Origin of the sequence: Gordonia sp. NPDC003585 (assembly GCF_040610755.1) — a bacterium.
Lineage (GTDB): Bacteria > Actinomycetota > Actinomycetes > Mycobacteriales > Mycobacteriaceae > Gordonia.
The window spans coordinates 15299-31428 of sequence record NZ_JBEXMX010000066.1 but is presented as its reverse complement, the minus strand read 5'-3'; the positions used below and the strand labels follow the sequence as shown (position 1 = coordinate 31428).

General features: G+C 66.1%; 15 protein-coding genes, 4 tRNA genes and 1 pseudogene. 9 read left to right on the top strand and 11 right to left on the bottom strand.

Going from position 1 to position 16130, the window contains the following annotated elements; genetic code table 11:
• The 8 genes and pseudogenes from ABZW74_RS17525 to ABZW74_RS17490 form a co-directional block, all read right to left on the bottom strand.
• Nucleotides 1-277, bottom strand: a pseudogene (locus ABZW74_RS17525) (NUDIX hydrolase); the annotation flags it as partial.
• Nucleotides 277-1401: a glycosyltransferase family 4 protein gene (locus ABZW74_RS17520; protein WP_240862709.1), complete on the bottom strand. Its 1125-nt coding sequence runs from the start codon at nucleotides 1399-1401 to the stop codon at nucleotides 277-279. The gene ABZW74_RS17520 and the pseudogene ABZW74_RS17525, both read right to left, overlap by 1 nt.
• On the bottom strand, nucleotides 1398-2357 hold the full coding sequence (locus tag ABZW74_RS17515) for a phosphatidylinositol mannoside acyltransferase (protein ID WP_355277928.1): 960 nt from the start codon (nucleotides 2355-2357) through the stop codon (nucleotides 1398-1400). Before ABZW74_RS17515 ends, ABZW74_RS17520 begins: the two co-directional genes overlap by 4 nt.
• Nucleotides 2357-3025, bottom strand: a complete 669-nt coding sequence (gene pgsA / locus ABZW74_RS17510; RefSeq protein ID WP_355277925.1) for a phosphatidylinositol phosphate synthase — start codon at nucleotides 3023-3025, stop codon at nucleotides 2357-2359. Before pgsA ends, ABZW74_RS17515 begins: the two co-directional genes overlap by 1 nt.
• A gap of 33 nt (nucleotides 3026-3058) precedes the next feature.
• Nucleotides 3059-3610 carry an HIT domain-containing protein gene (locus ABZW74_RS17505; protein ID WP_240862704.1) on the bottom strand — a complete coding sequence of 184 codons (552 nt, stop codon included), beginning with the start codon at nucleotides 3608-3610 and terminating at the stop codon, nucleotides 3059-3061.
• A complete protein-coding gene (gene thrS / locus ABZW74_RS17500) occupies nucleotides 3603-5675 on the bottom strand; it encodes a threonine--tRNA ligase (RefSeq protein WP_240862702.1) in 2073 nt (690 codons plus the stop codon). Before thrS ends, ABZW74_RS17505 begins: the two co-directional genes overlap by 8 nt.
• A gap of 96 nt (nucleotides 5676-5771) precedes the next feature.
• Nucleotides 5772-6185 carry a TIGR02611 family protein gene (locus ABZW74_RS17495; RefSeq protein ID WP_240862723.1) on the bottom strand — a complete coding sequence of 138 codons (414 nt, stop codon included), beginning with the start codon at nucleotides 6183-6185 and terminating at the stop codon, nucleotides 5772-5774.
• 60 nt (nucleotides 6186-6245) lie between these two features.
• Nucleotides 6246-7649 (bottom strand): glycosyltransferase 87 family protein, encoded by a 1404-nt coding sequence (locus ABZW74_RS17490; protein ID WP_355277921.1) that lies wholly within the window; start codon nucleotides 7647-7649, stop codon nucleotides 6246-6248.
• A 252-nt stretch (nucleotides 7650-7901) separates the two neighbouring features.
• Between ABZW74_RS17490 and ABZW74_RS17485 the strand changes: the two genes are divergently transcribed.
• Both ABZW74_RS17485 and ABZW74_RS17480 read left to right on the top strand, forming a co-directional pair.
• Nucleotides 7902-8495 (top strand): recombinase family protein, encoded by a 594-nt coding sequence (locus ABZW74_RS17485; protein ID WP_240862698.1) that lies wholly within the window; start codon nucleotides 7902-7904, stop codon nucleotides 8493-8495.
• Nucleotides 8492-8758, top strand: a complete 267-nt coding sequence (locus tag ABZW74_RS17480) for a hypothetical protein (protein WP_240862696.1) — start codon at nucleotides 8492-8494, stop codon at nucleotides 8756-8758. Before ABZW74_RS17485 ends, ABZW74_RS17480 begins: the two co-directional genes overlap by 4 nt.
• 60 nt (nucleotides 8759-8818) lie before the next feature.
• On the opposite strand, the gene ABZW74_RS17475 is transcribed toward ABZW74_RS17480, so the two are convergent.
• From ABZW74_RS17475 to ABZW74_RS17465, 3 genes are all read right to left on the bottom strand, one after another.
• On the bottom strand, nucleotides 8819-9310 hold the full coding sequence (locus ABZW74_RS17475; RefSeq protein WP_240862694.1) for a hypothetical protein: 492 nt from the start codon (nucleotides 9308-9310) through the stop codon (nucleotides 8819-8821).
• Nucleotides 9311-9406: 96 nt separating this feature from the next.
• Nucleotides 9407-10834 (bottom strand): carboxylesterase family protein, encoded by a 1428-nt coding sequence (locus ABZW74_RS17470; RefSeq protein ID WP_355277918.1) that lies wholly within the window; start codon nucleotides 10832-10834, stop codon nucleotides 9407-9409.
• A gap of 42 nt (nucleotides 10835-10876) precedes the next feature.
• Nucleotides 10877-10951 (bottom strand) — tRNA-Val (locus tag ABZW74_RS17465).
• A gap of 214 nt (nucleotides 10952-11165) precedes the next feature.
• Between ABZW74_RS17465 and ABZW74_RS17460 the strand changes: the two genes are divergently transcribed.
• From ABZW74_RS17460 to ABZW74_RS17430, 7 genes are all read left to right on the top strand, one after another.
• A tRNA-Gly gene (locus ABZW74_RS17460) sits at nucleotides 11166-11238 on the top strand.
• Nucleotides 11239-11260: 22 nt separating this feature from the next.
• A tRNA-Cys gene (locus ABZW74_RS17455) sits at nucleotides 11261-11334 on the top strand.
• Between the two features lie 19 nt (nucleotides 11335-11353).
• Nucleotides 11354-11428: transfer RNA gene (locus ABZW74_RS17450), tRNA-Val, on the top strand.
• Between the two features lie 72 nt (nucleotides 11429-11500).
• Nucleotides 11501-11692 carry a hypothetical protein gene (locus ABZW74_RS17445; protein WP_240862690.1) on the top strand — a complete coding sequence of 64 codons (192 nt, stop codon included), beginning with the start codon at nucleotides 11501-11503 and terminating at the stop codon, nucleotides 11690-11692.
• Between the two features lie 69 nt (nucleotides 11693-11761).
• Complete coding sequence (locus ABZW74_RS17440; RefSeq protein ID WP_355277916.1) at nucleotides 11762-12331, top strand: GNAT family N-acetyltransferase; 570 nt, start codon at nucleotides 11762-11764, stop codon at nucleotides 12329-12331.
• Nucleotides 12332-12450: 119 nt separating this feature from the next.
• On the top strand, nucleotides 12451-13683 hold the full coding sequence (locus ABZW74_RS17435; protein ID WP_355277913.1) for a DUF222 domain-containing protein: 1233 nt from the start codon (nucleotides 12451-12453) through the stop codon (nucleotides 13681-13683).
• Between the two features lie 341 nt (nucleotides 13684-14024).
• Nucleotides 14025-16079 carry a hypothetical protein gene (locus ABZW74_RS17430; RefSeq protein ID WP_240860577.1) on the top strand — a complete coding sequence of 685 codons (2055 nt, stop codon included), beginning with the start codon at nucleotides 14025-14027 and terminating at the stop codon, nucleotides 16077-16079.
• Nucleotides 16080-16130 lie beyond the last annotated feature (51 nt).

Here is a 16130-nt window from a genome sequence, read left to right as displayed (position 1 = left end):
CCCGCGTCGCGGGGTCGGCGCGTTCGGCATGATCTGCGACCGCAGCCAGGTCACGCGCCGATGTCACGACCTCCGGGGTGCCCGATGCCGCCATGTCGGTTGCGATGGCCCGGGCCACCACCGATCGCCGGTCCAGCGAGGCATGGAGGGCTTGGCGCGCGAGGTCCACGCGCACATTGAGCCGGTCGAGGCGATTGGCGGTCTGCACGGCCCAGCCGACCAGAAGGACGATCGCCACGATCGCGACCAGCAGAATCAGCGTCGTCGTGGGAGACATCAGTCCGACACCACCACCGGGCCGGCGCCAACCGTGACCGTGTCGTACACGCGCAGAATCTGGTCGGCGACCCGCGACCAGTCGTACCGGTCCGCGCGCACCCGACCGGCCCGCACCAACTCGGCCCGCGCTTGCGTGTCGGACAGCAGATCGACGACCCCCTCGGCCAGTTCCTCCGGCGATCCGGTGGTCACGAGTCGTCCGGCCCGACCGTCGTCGAGAACACGCCGAAAAGCGTTGAGGCTGCTGGCGATCACCGCGGCGCCGGCCGCCATTGCCTCCACGAGGACGATGCCGAAGCTCTCGCCGCCGAGGTTCGGCGCGCAGTAGACATCCACCGAACGCAGGGCCCGGGCCTTGGTGGCGTCGTCGACCTGGCCGAGGAACACGAGGTGGTCGGCGAGATCGCCCGCGCGCCGCCGCAGCGCTCGTTGGTTTCCGCCGCCCACCACCAGGATGCGGACGTCGGGGAATTGCTCGACGATCGCGGGCAGTGCGCGCATCAGGATGTCGATACCCTTGCGCGGTTCGTCGAAACGACCCAGGAACAGGACCGAGCCGCCCGGCCACGGATAACCGTCGAGCGGCTCGGCATCGGCGAATGCGGACACGTTGATTCCGTTGGGTATCTCGACCGCGTCGGACCCGAGCGACTCCATCTGCCAGCGACGTGCGAGTTCGCTCACCGCGATCTTGCCCGCGATGCGTTCGTGGTAGGGCCGCAGGATTCCCTGAAAGGTGCTCAGCCACAACGACCGTGAGGTGGCGGTGTGGAAGGTCGTGACAATCGGGCCGGAACCCACCATCAGCGACAACATGGAAATGCTGGGTGCGTTCGGCTCGTGCACGTGGAGTACGTCGAAGGCGTTCTCGGCAATCCAGCGACGCAACCGCAGGTATCCCTTGGGGCTGAAGTTCACCCGAGAGACCGAGCCGTTGTACGGGATCGCCAGCGCCGGTCCCGCGCGGACGACGTAGTCCGGCAGCTCGGTGTCGTCGGCGGCCGGCGCGAGCACGCTGACCTCGTGTCCGCGTTCGATGAACACCTGGGCGAGTTCCATTACGTGGGCCTGCACGCCACCGGGCACGTCGAACGAGTAGGGGCACACCATGCCGATTCTCACGACGCCTCCCCGTCCGCATGTTGTGCCGCACCGGGATTGCCCGCCACTCGGGCGCGTTGCCCTTCGGTCCAGTCGGCCTCCCAGAACGGTTGCAACATGTGCCAGTCCTGGGGGTGTGCGGCGATGTTGGTGGCGAAGGCGTCCGCGAGGCGCTGAGTGGTCGCTGCGACGCCGCCCTCGGTATCGATGCGCGGACCGCATTGCAGCCGCGAGGTGGCGCCCTCGGTGAACCAGTGGTGCGCGGGCATCAGCGCAGCGCCGGTGTCGATGGCGAGTTTCGCGGGCCCGGCCGGCATCCGGGTCCGCTCCCCGAACATGGTCACCGGAACACCGGTGTGGTTGAGATCGCGTTCACCCATGAGACAGATGATCTTTCCCGCTCGCAGACGGTCGGCGAGCTGTTCGTACGGCGGGCGCTCACCACCGGTCAGCGGGAAGATCTCGAAGCCGAGGCTCTCGCGATAGTCGACGAATCGACGGAACAAGGATTCGGGTTTGAGCCGTTCGGCGACGGTCGCGAATGTCCCGTTGTGCTGAACCAGCCACACCCCGGCCATGTCGTAGTTGCCGCTGTGCGGCAGCGCGAAGATCAGGCCCTTGCCCTTCGCGAGCTCGGCCTCGAACAACTCGATCTGGTCATCCGAGAGGTAGACGTTGGCCGCCGCCTCCTGAAAGTCCATGGACGGCAACCGGAATGCCTCGTACCAGTAGCGGGCGTAGGACGCCATCGCCTGCCCCATCAGCTCGCTCGGAACATCGCGCGGCTCGACGCCGAGCACCCGGGCCAGGTTGCGACGCAGCTGATCGTTGTCGTCGATACGCCCCACGAGTCGGCCCGCGGTGTCGAATCCCTGTCGTGCGAGGCCGTCGGGAGCGTAGCGGATCGCGGCCCATCCCGCACGGTAGGCGTTGGCGGACAAGGATTCCCGCACGCGCCCGAGTCCTGGGACGCGCATCAGTGCCCCTCGTTCTCGTCTGCCTGCTCCCCGTCGGGCGGCGTCTTCTCCGTCGGGATGAGGTCGCGGGCCCCCGGAGAACGCGAGATCGACCACATGCGTTGCCCGACGGTGATCACGCTGCCCGCCGCGAGCAGCCACATGGCGACATGGATCGCCCAATCGAGGCCCAGCCCGGTCAGACCCGATCCCACCAGGACGATGATGAGGCGGTCGGGACGTTCGATGAGGCCACCGTCGCCGTACAGTCCACTGGCCTCGGCACGTGCCTTCGCATACGAGATCACCTGCGAGGTGACCAGGCAGATCAGTGTCGCGACGAGCAGCAGGTCGTGTGGTTCGGTGACTGCGCACCACCAGGCCAGACCAGCGAAAATGGCTCCGTCGGCGATGCGGTCACAGGTGGCGTCGAGCACCGCCCCGAATCGTGTGCCGCCACCACGAGCCCGAGCCATCGCACCGTCGAGCATGTCGAACATGACGAACAGCCAGATGACGATGGTCCCCCAGAAGAGGTGGCCCATGGGGAACAGGGTCAACGCCGCGGCGATGGTCGCGACCGTCCCGATCAGTGTCATACCGTCCGGGGTGAGACCGGTACGCAGCAGACCGCGTCCGATCGGCAGCGTGACCTTCGAGACCGAAGCCCGGCCCAGGATGCTCAGCACCCGCGCACTCCCTTCGACAAGATCGTCACCAGGTCAGTCACCGAGCCGCTGCCAGGCCTGCGCCAGCAGTGCGCGGGTGTCGCGCAGCAACTGTGGCATGATCTTGGTCTCGCCGACAACGGTGATGAAGTTGGCATCCCCGACCCACCGGGGCACGATGTGCTGGTGCAGGTGCTCGGCCAACGAGCCGCCCGCCGCGTAGCCGAGATTGAGTCCGACGTTGAACGCGTTGGGATTCGACACCGACTTGATCGTCCGGATGATGCGCTGGGTGAATCCCATCAGCTCCGACGACTCCGCCGGGCTCAGGTCCTCGAGGTCCGCGACCTGCCGATACGGCACGATCATGGTGTGACCGGGGTTGTACGGGTACAGGTTCAGCACCGCGTACACGGTCTCGCCCCGAGCGACGATCAATCCGTCCTCGTCGGACATGTGCGGGATGTCCAGGAAGGGATGCCCGCTACTCGTCTTCTCCGGCGGGTCGGACGTGATGTAGGTCATCCGGTGCGGACTCCACAGCCGCTGCAGCCGGTCCGGGTCGCCGGTGCCGCAGTCGCGGATCACGCCGTCCGGTTCAGCCATCGGCCGGATCCGCACTCGTGGTCCCGGCGATGAGATCGGCGGTCGGCGATTCGTTGCGTCGGGCCGAAACCCACGCGTCGACGAGGTCGACGGCCTGCCCGACCGGCACCCCGTTGACCTGGGTGCCGTCGCGGAACCGGAAGCTCACCGCGCCCGCCTCGACGTCGCGCTCCCCCGCCAGCAGCATGAACGGCACCTTGCCGGTGGTGTGATTGCGGATCTTCTTCTGCATGCGATCGTCGGAGTGGTCCACTTCGGCACGAATCCCACGCGTGCGCAGTTCGCCGACGACGCCCTGCAGGTGATCGGCGAACGCTTCCGCCACCGGAATCCCGACCACCTGCACGGGTGACAACCAGGCCGGGAACGCCCCCGCGTAGTGCTCGGTGAGGACACCGAAGAAGCGCTCGATGGAGCCGAAGAGTGCGCGGTGGATCATCACCGGCTGATGCTTGGCACCGTCGGCGCCGGTGTACTCCAGGTCGAACCGGGCCGGTTGGTTGAAGTCCAGCTGGATCGTCGACATCTGCCAGTTTCGGCCGAGCGCGTCACGGACCTGCACGGAGATCTTCGGACCGTAGAACGCCGCCCCGCCCGGGTCCGGCACCAGATCCAGGCCCGACTCCTGCGCGACCTCGGCGAGGGTGTTGGTGGCGATCTCCCACGACTCGTCGTCACCGACGAACTTCTTCGGGTCCTTGGTGGACAGCTCGAGGTAGTAATCGTCGAGCCCGTAGTCGGCGAGCACGTCGAGCACGAACGTCAGCAACGAGCGCAGCTCGTCGCGCATCTGTTCCCGCGTGCAGTAGATGTGCGCGTCGTCCTGCGTCATGCCGCGCACGCGGGTCAGCCCGTGGATGACACCCGACTTCTCGTACCGGTAGACCGATCCGAATTCGAAGAGCCGCAACGGGAGTTCACGGTACGAACGCCCGCGCGACCGGAAGATCAGGTTGTGCATCGGGCAGTTCATCGGCTTGAGGTAGTAGTCCTGGGCCGGCTTGCGCACACTGCCGTCGTCGTTGAACTCGGCGTCGATCTGCATCGGCGGGAACATGCCGTCGGCATACCAGTCCAGGTGGCCCGACACCTCGTAGAGATGCCCCTTGGTGATGTGGGGCGTGTTCACGAACTCGTAGCCGGCGGCGATGTGCCGACGCCGCGAGTAGTCCTCCATCTCGGTACGGATGATCCCGCCCTTGGGATGGAACACCGGAAGCCCCGACCCGAGTTCGTCGGGGAAACTGAACAGGTCCAGCTCGGCACCGAGCTTGCGGTGATCGCGGCGTTCGGCCTCGGCCAGAAGTTCGAGATATGCCTCCTGCGCCTCGGCCGATTCCCACGCGGTCCCGTAGATCCGCTGCAGGTCGGCATTGTCCTGGTCGCCGCGCCAGTACGCCGCCGAGCTGCGAGTGAGTTTGAACGCGGCGATGTACTTGGTGGTCGGCACATGCGGGCCGCGACACAGGTCGCACCAGATGAGATCGCCGGTGCGGGGATTGAGGTTGTCGTAGGCGGTGAGCTCTGCGCCGCCGACCTCCATGACCTCCGAGTCGGCCGCCGCACCTTTGTCATCGATGAGCTCGAGCTTGTAGGGCTCGTTCGCCAGCTCGAGTCTCGCCTCGTCCTTGGACTGGTAGACACGACGGGAGAACCTCTGCCCCGACTTGATGATCTGCTTCATCTTCTTCTCGAGCTTCGCGAGATCCTCCGGGGTGAAGGGATCGGCGACGTCGAAGTCGTAGTAGAAGCCGTCCTTGATCGGCGGTCCGATGCCGAGTTTTGCCTGCGGGAACAGTTCCTGCACCGCCTGCGCGAGGACATGTGCACACGAGTGACGGATCACGCTGCGCCCGGCCTCGGTGTGGGCGGCGACGGGCTCGACGTCGGTGTCGAGTTCGGGCACCCACGACAGATCCCGCAGCTCACCGGCGGCGTCGCGTACGACGACGATCGCGTCGGGCCCCTTGTTCGGCAGGTCGTGCTCGCGCAGCGCCGTGCCCGCGGTAGTCCCAGCTGGCACACGGATCGTGGCGGGGCTGGTCACCAACACTTCATCGGGCACGTCGAGCGCTCCTTGGTTCGGATTCGGTTCGGGAGTTCTTGCACCGATGATCGTATCCGCGTGGCCACCGTGTTCTCCCACCCGCCGGGTCAGAGATCAGAAAATCGGGCTGGCAAGCCACTGCGCGTCGATGTTCAGCCAGCCCGCGAAGGTGCCGAGGGCACCGAGCACCCAGAGCGAACCGAGCACCACCGCGCAGGTCCCGAGCGCAAACACCCCCTGCAACGACCAGTGCTGACGCTTCATCCACTCTGCCCAGTCGTCGTACTTCCCACGTGCGAACCGGAGCAGGCGATGCGCCCAGTCGAACTCGGACGCGAGGATGCCGAGCCCCAGGAACACGATGAGCCAGCCAGGTCCGGGGTACGGGATGGCGACGATACCGCCGGCGAGAACCAGTGCGCCGATCACGCCGACCGCGATCCGATACGCAAGATTCAGATGCCGGTTGCGGCGAATGACATACCTGCCTTTGCGATGCCACATGCGCACCCTCATCGCCGCCGACATCATCCCCCATCCGTTCCACGCTGCCTTTCGGTATGTCCGAAATGCCAGATACCCAACAGGTTACGCGGCCACCGGCCGGTCCGGACCGTCGACAACGATCACCGATGTGGCCGTGGTGGCCTCCGTGACCGTTGCCGGACGACGGCGGGCACCCGCCACGAGGGTCACGACGATGGTGATCAGCAGCACGAGCGGATAGCAGCCCGCGTACAGCACCACCAGCGGGTAGTCGAACCACTGCGGGTCGGGCCAGCGCGGCATCATGAACAGCCCCAAGGCAATCGCATGGTCCGCAGTCCAGCGAGGGCCGCTGTCCCACCAGTTGTACCAATAGGTGAACGACAGAGCCACGATGCCGGCGGGCGCCAACCAGACCCACAGCGTGCGCGAACGGTAGGCCTCGTCGAAGGCAATAACCAGCAGTGGCACGAACCACACCCAGTGGTGTCCCCAGGAGAACGGCGACACGGTCGACCCGGTCATCCCGACGATTGTCACCGCCAGCAGCGCGCGCCCGTTGCGCTGCGCCACGACCGCCGCCCACAGTCCGAGTGCGGCGGCCACCAGCGCCACCGGCAACCACATCCACAGCGGCGCCTCGAAGACAGGTCCGCCCGGCATCGGATGGGCGAAACGCCGGATGTCGAAGTAGGCAAGCAACTGCGAGATGAATCCGTTGATCGATTGATTCGCGGGTGAGTCGACGCGACCGATCCGCGCGGGCGCCCCACTCGCGTCGACCGTCCAGAACCGCCACGAATCCGATGGGATGACGACGAACGCGAGCGCCACCGTGCATCCGAAGGCGACGACGGCGGTCGCCGCGGCCCGCCAGCGGCGCACGAACAGTAGATAGACGACGAAGAACGCCGGGGTCAGCTTGATGCCGGCCGCGATGCCCACTCCGATCCCGCGCAACCGGCTCCCCGGTCGGATCATGTCCAGGAGCACAAGGTCGGCCAGCACCAACAGCATCAGGAAGATGTTGACCTGGCCGAGCCACACGGTGGTTCGCACGGGTTCGAGTGCTGTCGCCGCCACCGTCGCGAACACCGAGAAGATCAGCAGACTCCGGTCGATCCGGTATCCCAGGCTGCGGAAACTCAGCACGATCACCGCGCACAACGCGACGAATGTCGCCGCAAACCAGACCGCCTTGGCGGTGGCGACCTCCAGGAGGGCAAAGGGGGTCATCACCAGCGCGGCGAACGGCGGGTAGGTGAAGTCGAGATTCCACAACACGCTGTTCGTGTACAGCGGTCGGCCGTCGAGGACCGTGCGGGCTCCGGCCCGGTAGACGCGCAGGTCGGTGGCGTTCTGAAACAGTCCGTAGAACGGGTCGCCGAACGGCAGAACCTTTGCCTGCCACCAGATTACCAACACGGCAAGAATCGCGACCACGATCACCGGACGCCGCCCGATCGTCATCGACGAGCGTCGCGACAGCGCACTCGTCTCCGGCATGAGTCAGACGGTACTGGAGAGTCGCCGCAGGCCAGAGGGCGAAACGCCAATGGTGGCGAAATCGTAAGGCGTGCAAACCGATGCCCTACCCACCGGACCAGGCATCTCAGTTGTCGCAAATTAGATTGTCTCGTATCTAAAGTCTCATCTCGCTGTTACTTGCTGCTATGCGCACGACTTGGGCGTCACGTCTCACAACACTCTGGGGAGACCTCGCACATCTCGAAACTATTTCGAGATAGCATGCAGAACATGTCGCTCGATTCACCGGAGACTCCGGCCGGCCTGGAACTCGGCTATGCACGTGGCCATGCGGCGGCCGCCGGCCTCGAGTCGCAGATCGACGCCCTTCTGTCGACCGGCCTCGATGCCAACCGCATCTACACAGACGATCATTCGACGGGCCCACCGGCCAGGTCGCGTCCGGGGTTCGATGCCCTCCTCGACTACGCGCGAGCTGGTGACACCGTCGTCGTACCGAGCATCGACAGTCTCGGGCAGACGAGGACCGAGATCCTCAGCACGACACGCCTGCTCACCGAGCGCGGGATCGCGCTGCGCGCGCTGCGCGAACGAGTAGACAGCGGTGACGAGACCGGCTCGATGATCATCGGGGTTCTCGCCTCCCTGGGCGCGGTCGACGATTCCTCGACCCGACAGCCACCCGTTCGTCGACCCACCGGGAGTGCCACCCTGGGCCGGCCACGAGTTCTCAACGACGAGCAGATCGAGCTCGCAGAACGCATGCGCGCCAACGGAGATCGCGTCCCCACCATCGCCGACGCACTCGGAGTGAGTCGCGCCACCCTCTATCGGACACTTGCAGAAAGGCGGTCTACGTCATGACCACTTCGGACTCCCGCGTCATCGCTCTCCCCCACGCCATCCCGCCCGAATCTGCAATCTGCGACGCGTCGCTGGATCACGAGCGCTTCGAGTCCGGATTCGACGACGCATCAGCGCATCTGGCGTCGCTGCCACGTGCCTGGGCCTCACACCACGCGTCAACCATGCTGGCCGACGGTCGAATCCCCGACGAGAAGGAAGCGTACGAACGCGGCTACCGCGCCGCGCTGTACGGGTACCTCCGCCAGCCCCGGAAGAAGTGATCGTGGTCCAGACGGGACCACATCGCTGGCGTTTCGGCAACGAGACTCTGGCTCACAGCGTTAGAGGTGCTGTCCACTCGCCAGTCGGCCCGCGACGTCCTTGATGAACGTCCGAACCCGATCGGCCAGCCACAACAACTGACGGTCAACGGGATCGAGCGGGTCCATCGAACTCGGCGTGTCCGCCGGTTCGAGGAGGATTCCGTGTTCGATGGCACGCACCACCTTGCTGAAACAGATGTCCTCGGCGTCAGGGTGGTCGACGGTGGTGATGCTCATGCCGCTGAGCGCTCGAGCCGCCATCTGTCGCCGCCACGGTGCAACGTCACGGCGGGTGTTGGGAACAAGCCTGTTCAGTTCGTGCTCCGCCGCGGCGCACAGCAGCGCGGCCGGGCACGCCACGCAGAACTCACGGTCGGCCAACCGGTCGAAGCCCCGGCTAAGGAACACGACGGCTTGCTCGCTCAGGTACGCCTCGGCGTTGGCGCCGAGGATCATCTCGTACTCGCTGAGCGGGCCTGCGGGCTCGTACTCGCCGTCGTGCAACGCCATAGTCAATTGTCGTTGCGTCACGCGACCGGCGTCAACGCTGCCCGTCGGAAAACGGACTTTCGCCGTGCTCCATCACTTTCACCGTGCGCAGAAAGATCAGACGAAACGCTGCACATCGTCGGCGCTTCGATGTGCTGCCCACCCCGGATCACCGGTGGCCGCGAAGCTCACCCACGCGTGATGCATCTCGTCGGCGACGCGTTGGTCGGGTTCGGGCCCCACCAACGCATGAGCGGACTCCAGATGGTCGAAGACGAACGGGATCTCCACGGCGTGACCGGCCTGGATATCCGCCTGCGGACTGCGGTACCCGAATTCGTACACGTGCGTCGTGCCGGTCGTCCGAGACTCGGCGATCGCGGTGGTGGGTGACGAGAACGCTCGTGCAGTGAGCGCCTCGCTGACCGCCTCACCCGGGCTCGCGCCCGCATCGAGCCGACTGCGCAGGTAATCGAGGCCGCCGGGACCGCGTCCGAGGATGCCGGCCGCGGCTTCCTCGGTGACGGCCTGCGCACCGCCGGTCGCGACCAGGAAGAACCGGAACTCATCGGCATTCCAGCCGGCGAGCAGCGGTGTGTCAGCACCGGCACCAGCCGAAATCGCCTCGTGCGGAAGCGCCGTGAGCACCTTCCCATCGACCACCGGGAACTGCGACATGATCCCCATGCCGACATCGACGACCGTGCGTCCCCACACCTCCGGGTTCGGATCCAGCATCAACTCCAACGCCACCGTCGATTGCGCCTGCAGCATGTCTTCCACGCCGAGCTTGCCGAAGGCCTCCACGGTGGCCTCGATCTCGAGGATCTGCGCCATGCGGGCGGTGACCTTGCGAGCGTCGGCGGGATCGGCAGCGGCAGAGCCGTTGCCGCTCTGCATGACGGCGCGCTGGAACAGGCCGGCGGCGAGCGGAGACGCCAACAGTGACGCGACGCTCATCGCGCCCGCAGACTCGCCGAAGACGGTCACGTTGTCGGGGTCGCCGCCGAACGCCGCGATGTTGTCGTGCACCCAGTGCAGCGCGGCGATCTGATCGAGTAGCCCGCGGTTGTCCGGCGCCCGCTCGATCGACGCGAAACCTGCTGTGCCAAGCCGATAGTTGATCCCGACGCAGACAACGCCGTCCCGCGCGAACGTGTCCCCGGCATACATCTCGATGCGGTTGGAACCTCTCGTGAACGCACCGCCGTGAATCCACACCATCACCGGCAGTCGGCCGCCTGCGCTCGGGTCCGGGGTCCACACGTTGAGGTTCAGGTAGTCGTCGCCGAGCACGATCACGTTGTCGAGCAGCGCCGCGACCGGAGCGGGATAGCCGACCTGTGGGGCTGTGGGCCCGTACTCCGTGGCCGGCCGGACGCCATCCCATGCAGCGGGAGGAGCGGGAGCGGCAAAGGCCGCCTCGCCTATGGGCGGTGCCGCGTAAGGGATTCCGAGGTAGGCGAAGATCCCATCGGCATTCAGGCCGGACACCCGGCCGCCCGTGGTGGACACCGCAGGGGCCGTCACGTCTGTGTGCGTCATCGGATCGACGGTACGCGAGAGCAGTCGTCACCGGCTGATACTTGGTGGTCCCGGCTGGGATCGAACCAGCGACCTTCCCGGTGTGAACGGGACGCTCTTCCACTGAGCCACGGGACCGTGCGTGCGACGCGCGTTGGCGCTGTGCACGAGGCAGAAGACTACACGCTGGCACCGCTGCATCCCAAATCCCTTCGCGCCGATGCGCCGTGTTGCCGCCGTGCCGCCGAGCTACGCCTCTGACCAGGCGATTTGGCTACTGCGTGTTGGTCGGATAATGTTCACCATCGCGTCGTGAGCAACAAAACGGTCCACAAGATCAGCTCACGAGCATGCGGATGTAGCGCAGCTGGTAGCGCATCACCTTGCCAAGGTGAGGGTCGCGGGTTCGAATCCCGTCATCCGCTCGGCGCGAGTCGACTCGCATCTGGTGGTGTGGCCGAGTGGTGAGGCAACGGCCTGCAAAGCCGTGTACACGGGTTCGATTCCCGTCGCCACCTCCAGACCATCAATTTCATACCCGCGCGATTAGCTCAGCGGGAGAGCGCTTCCCTGACACGGAAGAGGTCACTGGTTCAATCCCAGTATCGCGCACCAATCGGACCCGTTGCCCGCAGCGGGTCCGAAATGCTGTAACCCCCAACCAACAGCCCACCCCCAGGATCTGTCATGACCGCTGATCGCGATGCCCTCCAGTTCACTCTCGAATGGGTGAAGACCAACGGATTCGCCGTCAGCGGCACCGACGTCGTCACCGAACTGCTGCCGATCACGCGTCACGTCGACGACATCGTCGACCGTGAAGATCGTCTGCGCGCCGCCGTTGCGCGCGTCGAATCGCGCCGCCTCGCACTGGTGTGAGGGCGGGCAAGTAGCCGCCGACGCGGCCGCACCCCTCTGCGACACTCCTCTCTGGGATACTTTCGGATCGTGGAATCCACAGCACACCTGAGTGTCGAGGCGGTTACCGACCGCAGTCTCGCCGACGACGTGTCCGCGGTGGCACAAGTGACTTTCCCGCTGGCGTGCCCGCCGCACTCCACACCGGAGGACATTGCGGGCTTCCTGGCAACCAACCTGCGACCGAACGACTTTCGCGGGTACATCGACGACCCCGACTGTGACGTGCTGGTCGCACGGCAGGAACCGGGCGGACCAATTCTCGGATACTCCCTCGTGTTCCACACCGAACCGCAGAACCCGCAAGTGCGCGAGGTGATCGCCACCCGACCGGTCTCCGAGGTCTCGAAGATGTACGTGCTGCCCGACCATCACGCGCGCGGCCGGGCCCAGTCGGCGTCTCGAGCGTTGATGACGGCCGCGATCGAGTCGGCACGTGCGCACGGCAGTGTGCAGATCTGGCTCGGCGTCAACGAGGAGAACTTCCGGGCTCAGCGGTTCTACACGAAGATGGGCTTCCGCCGGGTCGGCACCAAGACCTTCGACCTCAACGGCTCAATCGAACACGACCATGTGATGGTGCAGGATGTCGATGTCTGATTTGTGACTGGAGTGGCTCCTGTTCACCACGGTTCACTGCAGTTCACTGAAGAGATTTATGGTCCCTGAGCTGCGAAAATAGTTCTTGACTCGCATACGTGTTCGAGTATTCTGGACGCATGCCCCACATCGAACACCTTTGCGACCAACTCGCCGAGTTCGCACCACCCGACACCGGCCGTGAGGTGCACGACGCCCTGTCGGCGCTGCTGCGGCTACGAAACCTGGTCGACCACCACGCCGCGGTGTTGGTTGGTGCTGTCGAACGCCTGGGGCTCGCGAAGAAGCAGGGTCGCACCACCCGCGAACTGTTGATCGTCATGGGCGCCGCGCCCGCGGTCGCCACTCGGTTGCTGCGTATCGGTGTTGCTTTGGCCGGTACGCCGCGGTTGGCCGGTCACACCGCTGACGGGTCTGTCTCCGGCGAGCACGCGGATGCGATCGCCCGCGGACTGTCCCATATCGGTGTGCGGGCGAGGGAACCGCTGTCGGAGTCGCAGCGTCAAACCTGTGTGACCGATCTTCTGGCCCAAGCCTTCTCCGGCGCCACCCCCGCCGACATCGACCGCCGTGCCCGCACCCTGGGTAACCAGGTCGCCGACGATGCTCCCGCCGCGGTACCCGCTCGCGATGACCGCGACATCAACACCTTTGATGTTGCCACCGACGGTGACGGTCGGGTCGTGGTGCGTGGGGATGTGGATGCGGTGATCGGGGAGAAACTGCACACCATGATCGACGCCCTGGCCGCACCCCGTCCCGAACCCGACGGCTCTCCGGATGCCCGCTCGCCCGGGCGTCGCCGCTCCGAAGCGTTGGAACGCATCCTTGATGCCGCCGCCCACGGGGATGACGGGTTGGTGGGCATGCCGAAACATCAAGTGCTGCTCACGTTGCCGGCGGACAATCCGGATCTGGCGTCGATGGCGTTCACCGGACCCGTCACCCTGGACACCGCCCGGTTGTTGACCTGTGATGCGACGGTCACCGGGATCACCGTCGACAAGGACGGGGTGCCGGTCGCGATGACCGACAACCTACGCCTGTTCCCACCACACCTGCGTCGAGCGTTGATCGTGCGTGACGGAGGGTGCTGCATCAAATGCGGAGCGCCGGCGTCCTGGGCCCACGCACACCACATCAAACACCACGCCGACGGCGGCAAAACCGTCCTGGACAACGGGTGCCTACTCTGCCCGTCCTGCCACACCGATGTGCACCACAACGGGTGGGATGTGGTGCTTGGACATGACCGCCACCCCTGGCTGGTCCCGCCGGCCAGTGTCGATCCGGAAAGGAGACCACTACCGGCCTACAACCGACGCACCATGCGCCTGGACAACGCCGCCTGAACCCACCAACCTGAACCAGCCAACCGCGTAGCACCTTTCGCACCCGACCCCGGTCGGGACCGCACCCGTACCTTGAGAACTCCATAGTGTGAACCGCGACGCCACGGGAAACCGTTGCCGCGCAGTCGAAGACACCCACCCCGCACCCAACCACAGCCGCACCAGTAGGCCAACACCGGGCGATGCGGTGACTCCGACAGCGCGACAACGACGGTCGGTGAGGTGTCCTGGAACGGATGGAGTCTTTCGCATGGAGGGTCGGACATTCGCGCCTCCGATACGATCTGACGCACGAGCCGTCCGATACGTAGCGCCAATCTGGGCGGCGACACCGACAGGGGATGACCATGCCGCTGAGCCCGGGTGATGTCTTCGCCGACAATCGGGTGGTGTCCTCGGCCGGTGTCGGCGAATTCGGTGAGAACTACCTCGTGGAGGCCGAACGGTCGGAGCCGCGAGTGCTGACTGTCGTCACCAGTGCGGTCGATGTCGACATGCAGTCGCGGGTAGCGGAGGCGCTCGGCGCCTGGGCACAACTCGAGCATCCGGGGATCGTCGCGGTTCGTCGGCACGGTGTGGAAGACGGTGTGCCGTGGTTCGTCACCGATCGGATCGCCGGCCGACGACTCGACGCCGAACCGCTGTCGGTCGGCGAGGTCGGGGCGGTGATCGAGCAGGCGGCAGCCGCGCTCGATCACGCACACCGGCACGGGGTTGTGCATGGGCGCCTGATGCCCGCGAACATCTTCGTCGGTTCGGATGGACCGGCGTCGACGTTGCGGGTTCTGCTGTCGGACTTCGGAATCGGCGCCGCCGTTGCCGGATCGACCGGGTCGCCCTACGCGGCGCCCGAGACCGCGACGGGTCCGGCGACGGCACGCGCAGACGAGTATTCGCTGGCGGCGATTGCCTACCAGCGGCTCACCGGCACGGCTCCGACGGCACCGCACATCGCGCCGATCGGTGCCCTGCGGGCCGACGCGGTGAACCTCGATCCGGTGTTCGCGGCCGCACTCTCCGACGATCCCGACCTGCGCTACCCCTCCTGTTCGACCTTCGCTGCGGCACTGACGACCGGACTGCGCGGGGGACTGCCAGACGAATTCACGCCCGTCGACCCCGTCGATCAGTCAACTGTCCGCGCGAGTTATCCCTCGACGGTCGCCACCGGACCCCCGCCCGGCCCATGGCCACCCCCGCCGAATGCAAACCGGTATCCGGGTCCGACGCCGCGAAAGGGCCGTCGCGGACTGTGGTGGGTCCTCGGCGCGGTCGCTGCGGTCATCATCGTCGCGGTCGCGGCGACCACCACTGTGTTGCTGCTCGTCGGCGGTGACGACGCGAAGCCCGACACCTCCGTCAGTGCGGGCCCCGCCGCATGTGTCCTGAGCAGCGGCAAGGTCTACTGCTGGGGCAAGAGCGCGCAAGGTCTGGCCGACGACAACCCGGCCGTGACAGATCAGCCGACACTGGTCCCCGACCTGACCGGTGTCTCCGTGATCTCCAGCGACTACGACGTCGACCTGGAACGGGGCAACGTCTGCGCCGTGTCGCGCGGTGAGCTCTACTGTTGGGGCGCAAACGGTTTCGGCCAGCTCGGGAGTGAAACCCCGACGTCGAGCGCAACTCCACTCATGGTGGCGGGTCTATCAGGTGTGACGGCGGTTTCGACGGGCTACGACACCACCTGCGCGGTCGCGGACCGCAAGGCGTACTGCTGGGGCGACAACGGCGACGGCCAGCTCGGGAATGGCAGTGCCACAGGGGAAGTGGCGATGCCACGGCAGATTTCGCAACTGGCCGATGTGACCGCGATCGACACCGACGACGGTACGACCTGCGCGATTGCCGGCGGGGACGTGTACTGCTGGGGTCGTGCCGACGAGGGGCAGGTGGGTCCGGGCAACACGTCGGATGTGGTCACGCCGACCAAGATCGACGGGATCGGCAAGGCGACGGCCGTGACCACCGATGCCGGTACGGTGTGCGCGACGGTCAGCGGCGGTGATGCGTACTGCTGGGGCGACAACGACTCGGGTCAGCTCGGTGACGGTGGGTCGACCTCGGCGACGACACCACAGAAGGTGCGTGACCTGTCGAAGGTGACGGCGATCTCGACCGGGGCGAACACCACCTGCGCAGTCGCCGGCGGCGACGCGTACTGCTGGGGCTCCAACTCCACCGGACAGTTCGGTCAGGAGGGTCCCAGCAGCGTCAGCACGCCGCAGAAACTGTCCGGTGTCGCGGACGTGACCGACATCAGTACCGCCGAGGGATCGACGTGCGCTGTCGACGGCGGAGGCGTCTTCTGCTGGGGTGCCAACACCTATGGACAAGTGGGGGACGGTTCCACGACCAACCGATGGACGCCCGCGCAGGTGCAGCTTCCGAAGTGACCATGAAGAAACATCGAGGGGCATGTGTTCCGAGTCATACGCGGGGTGGCT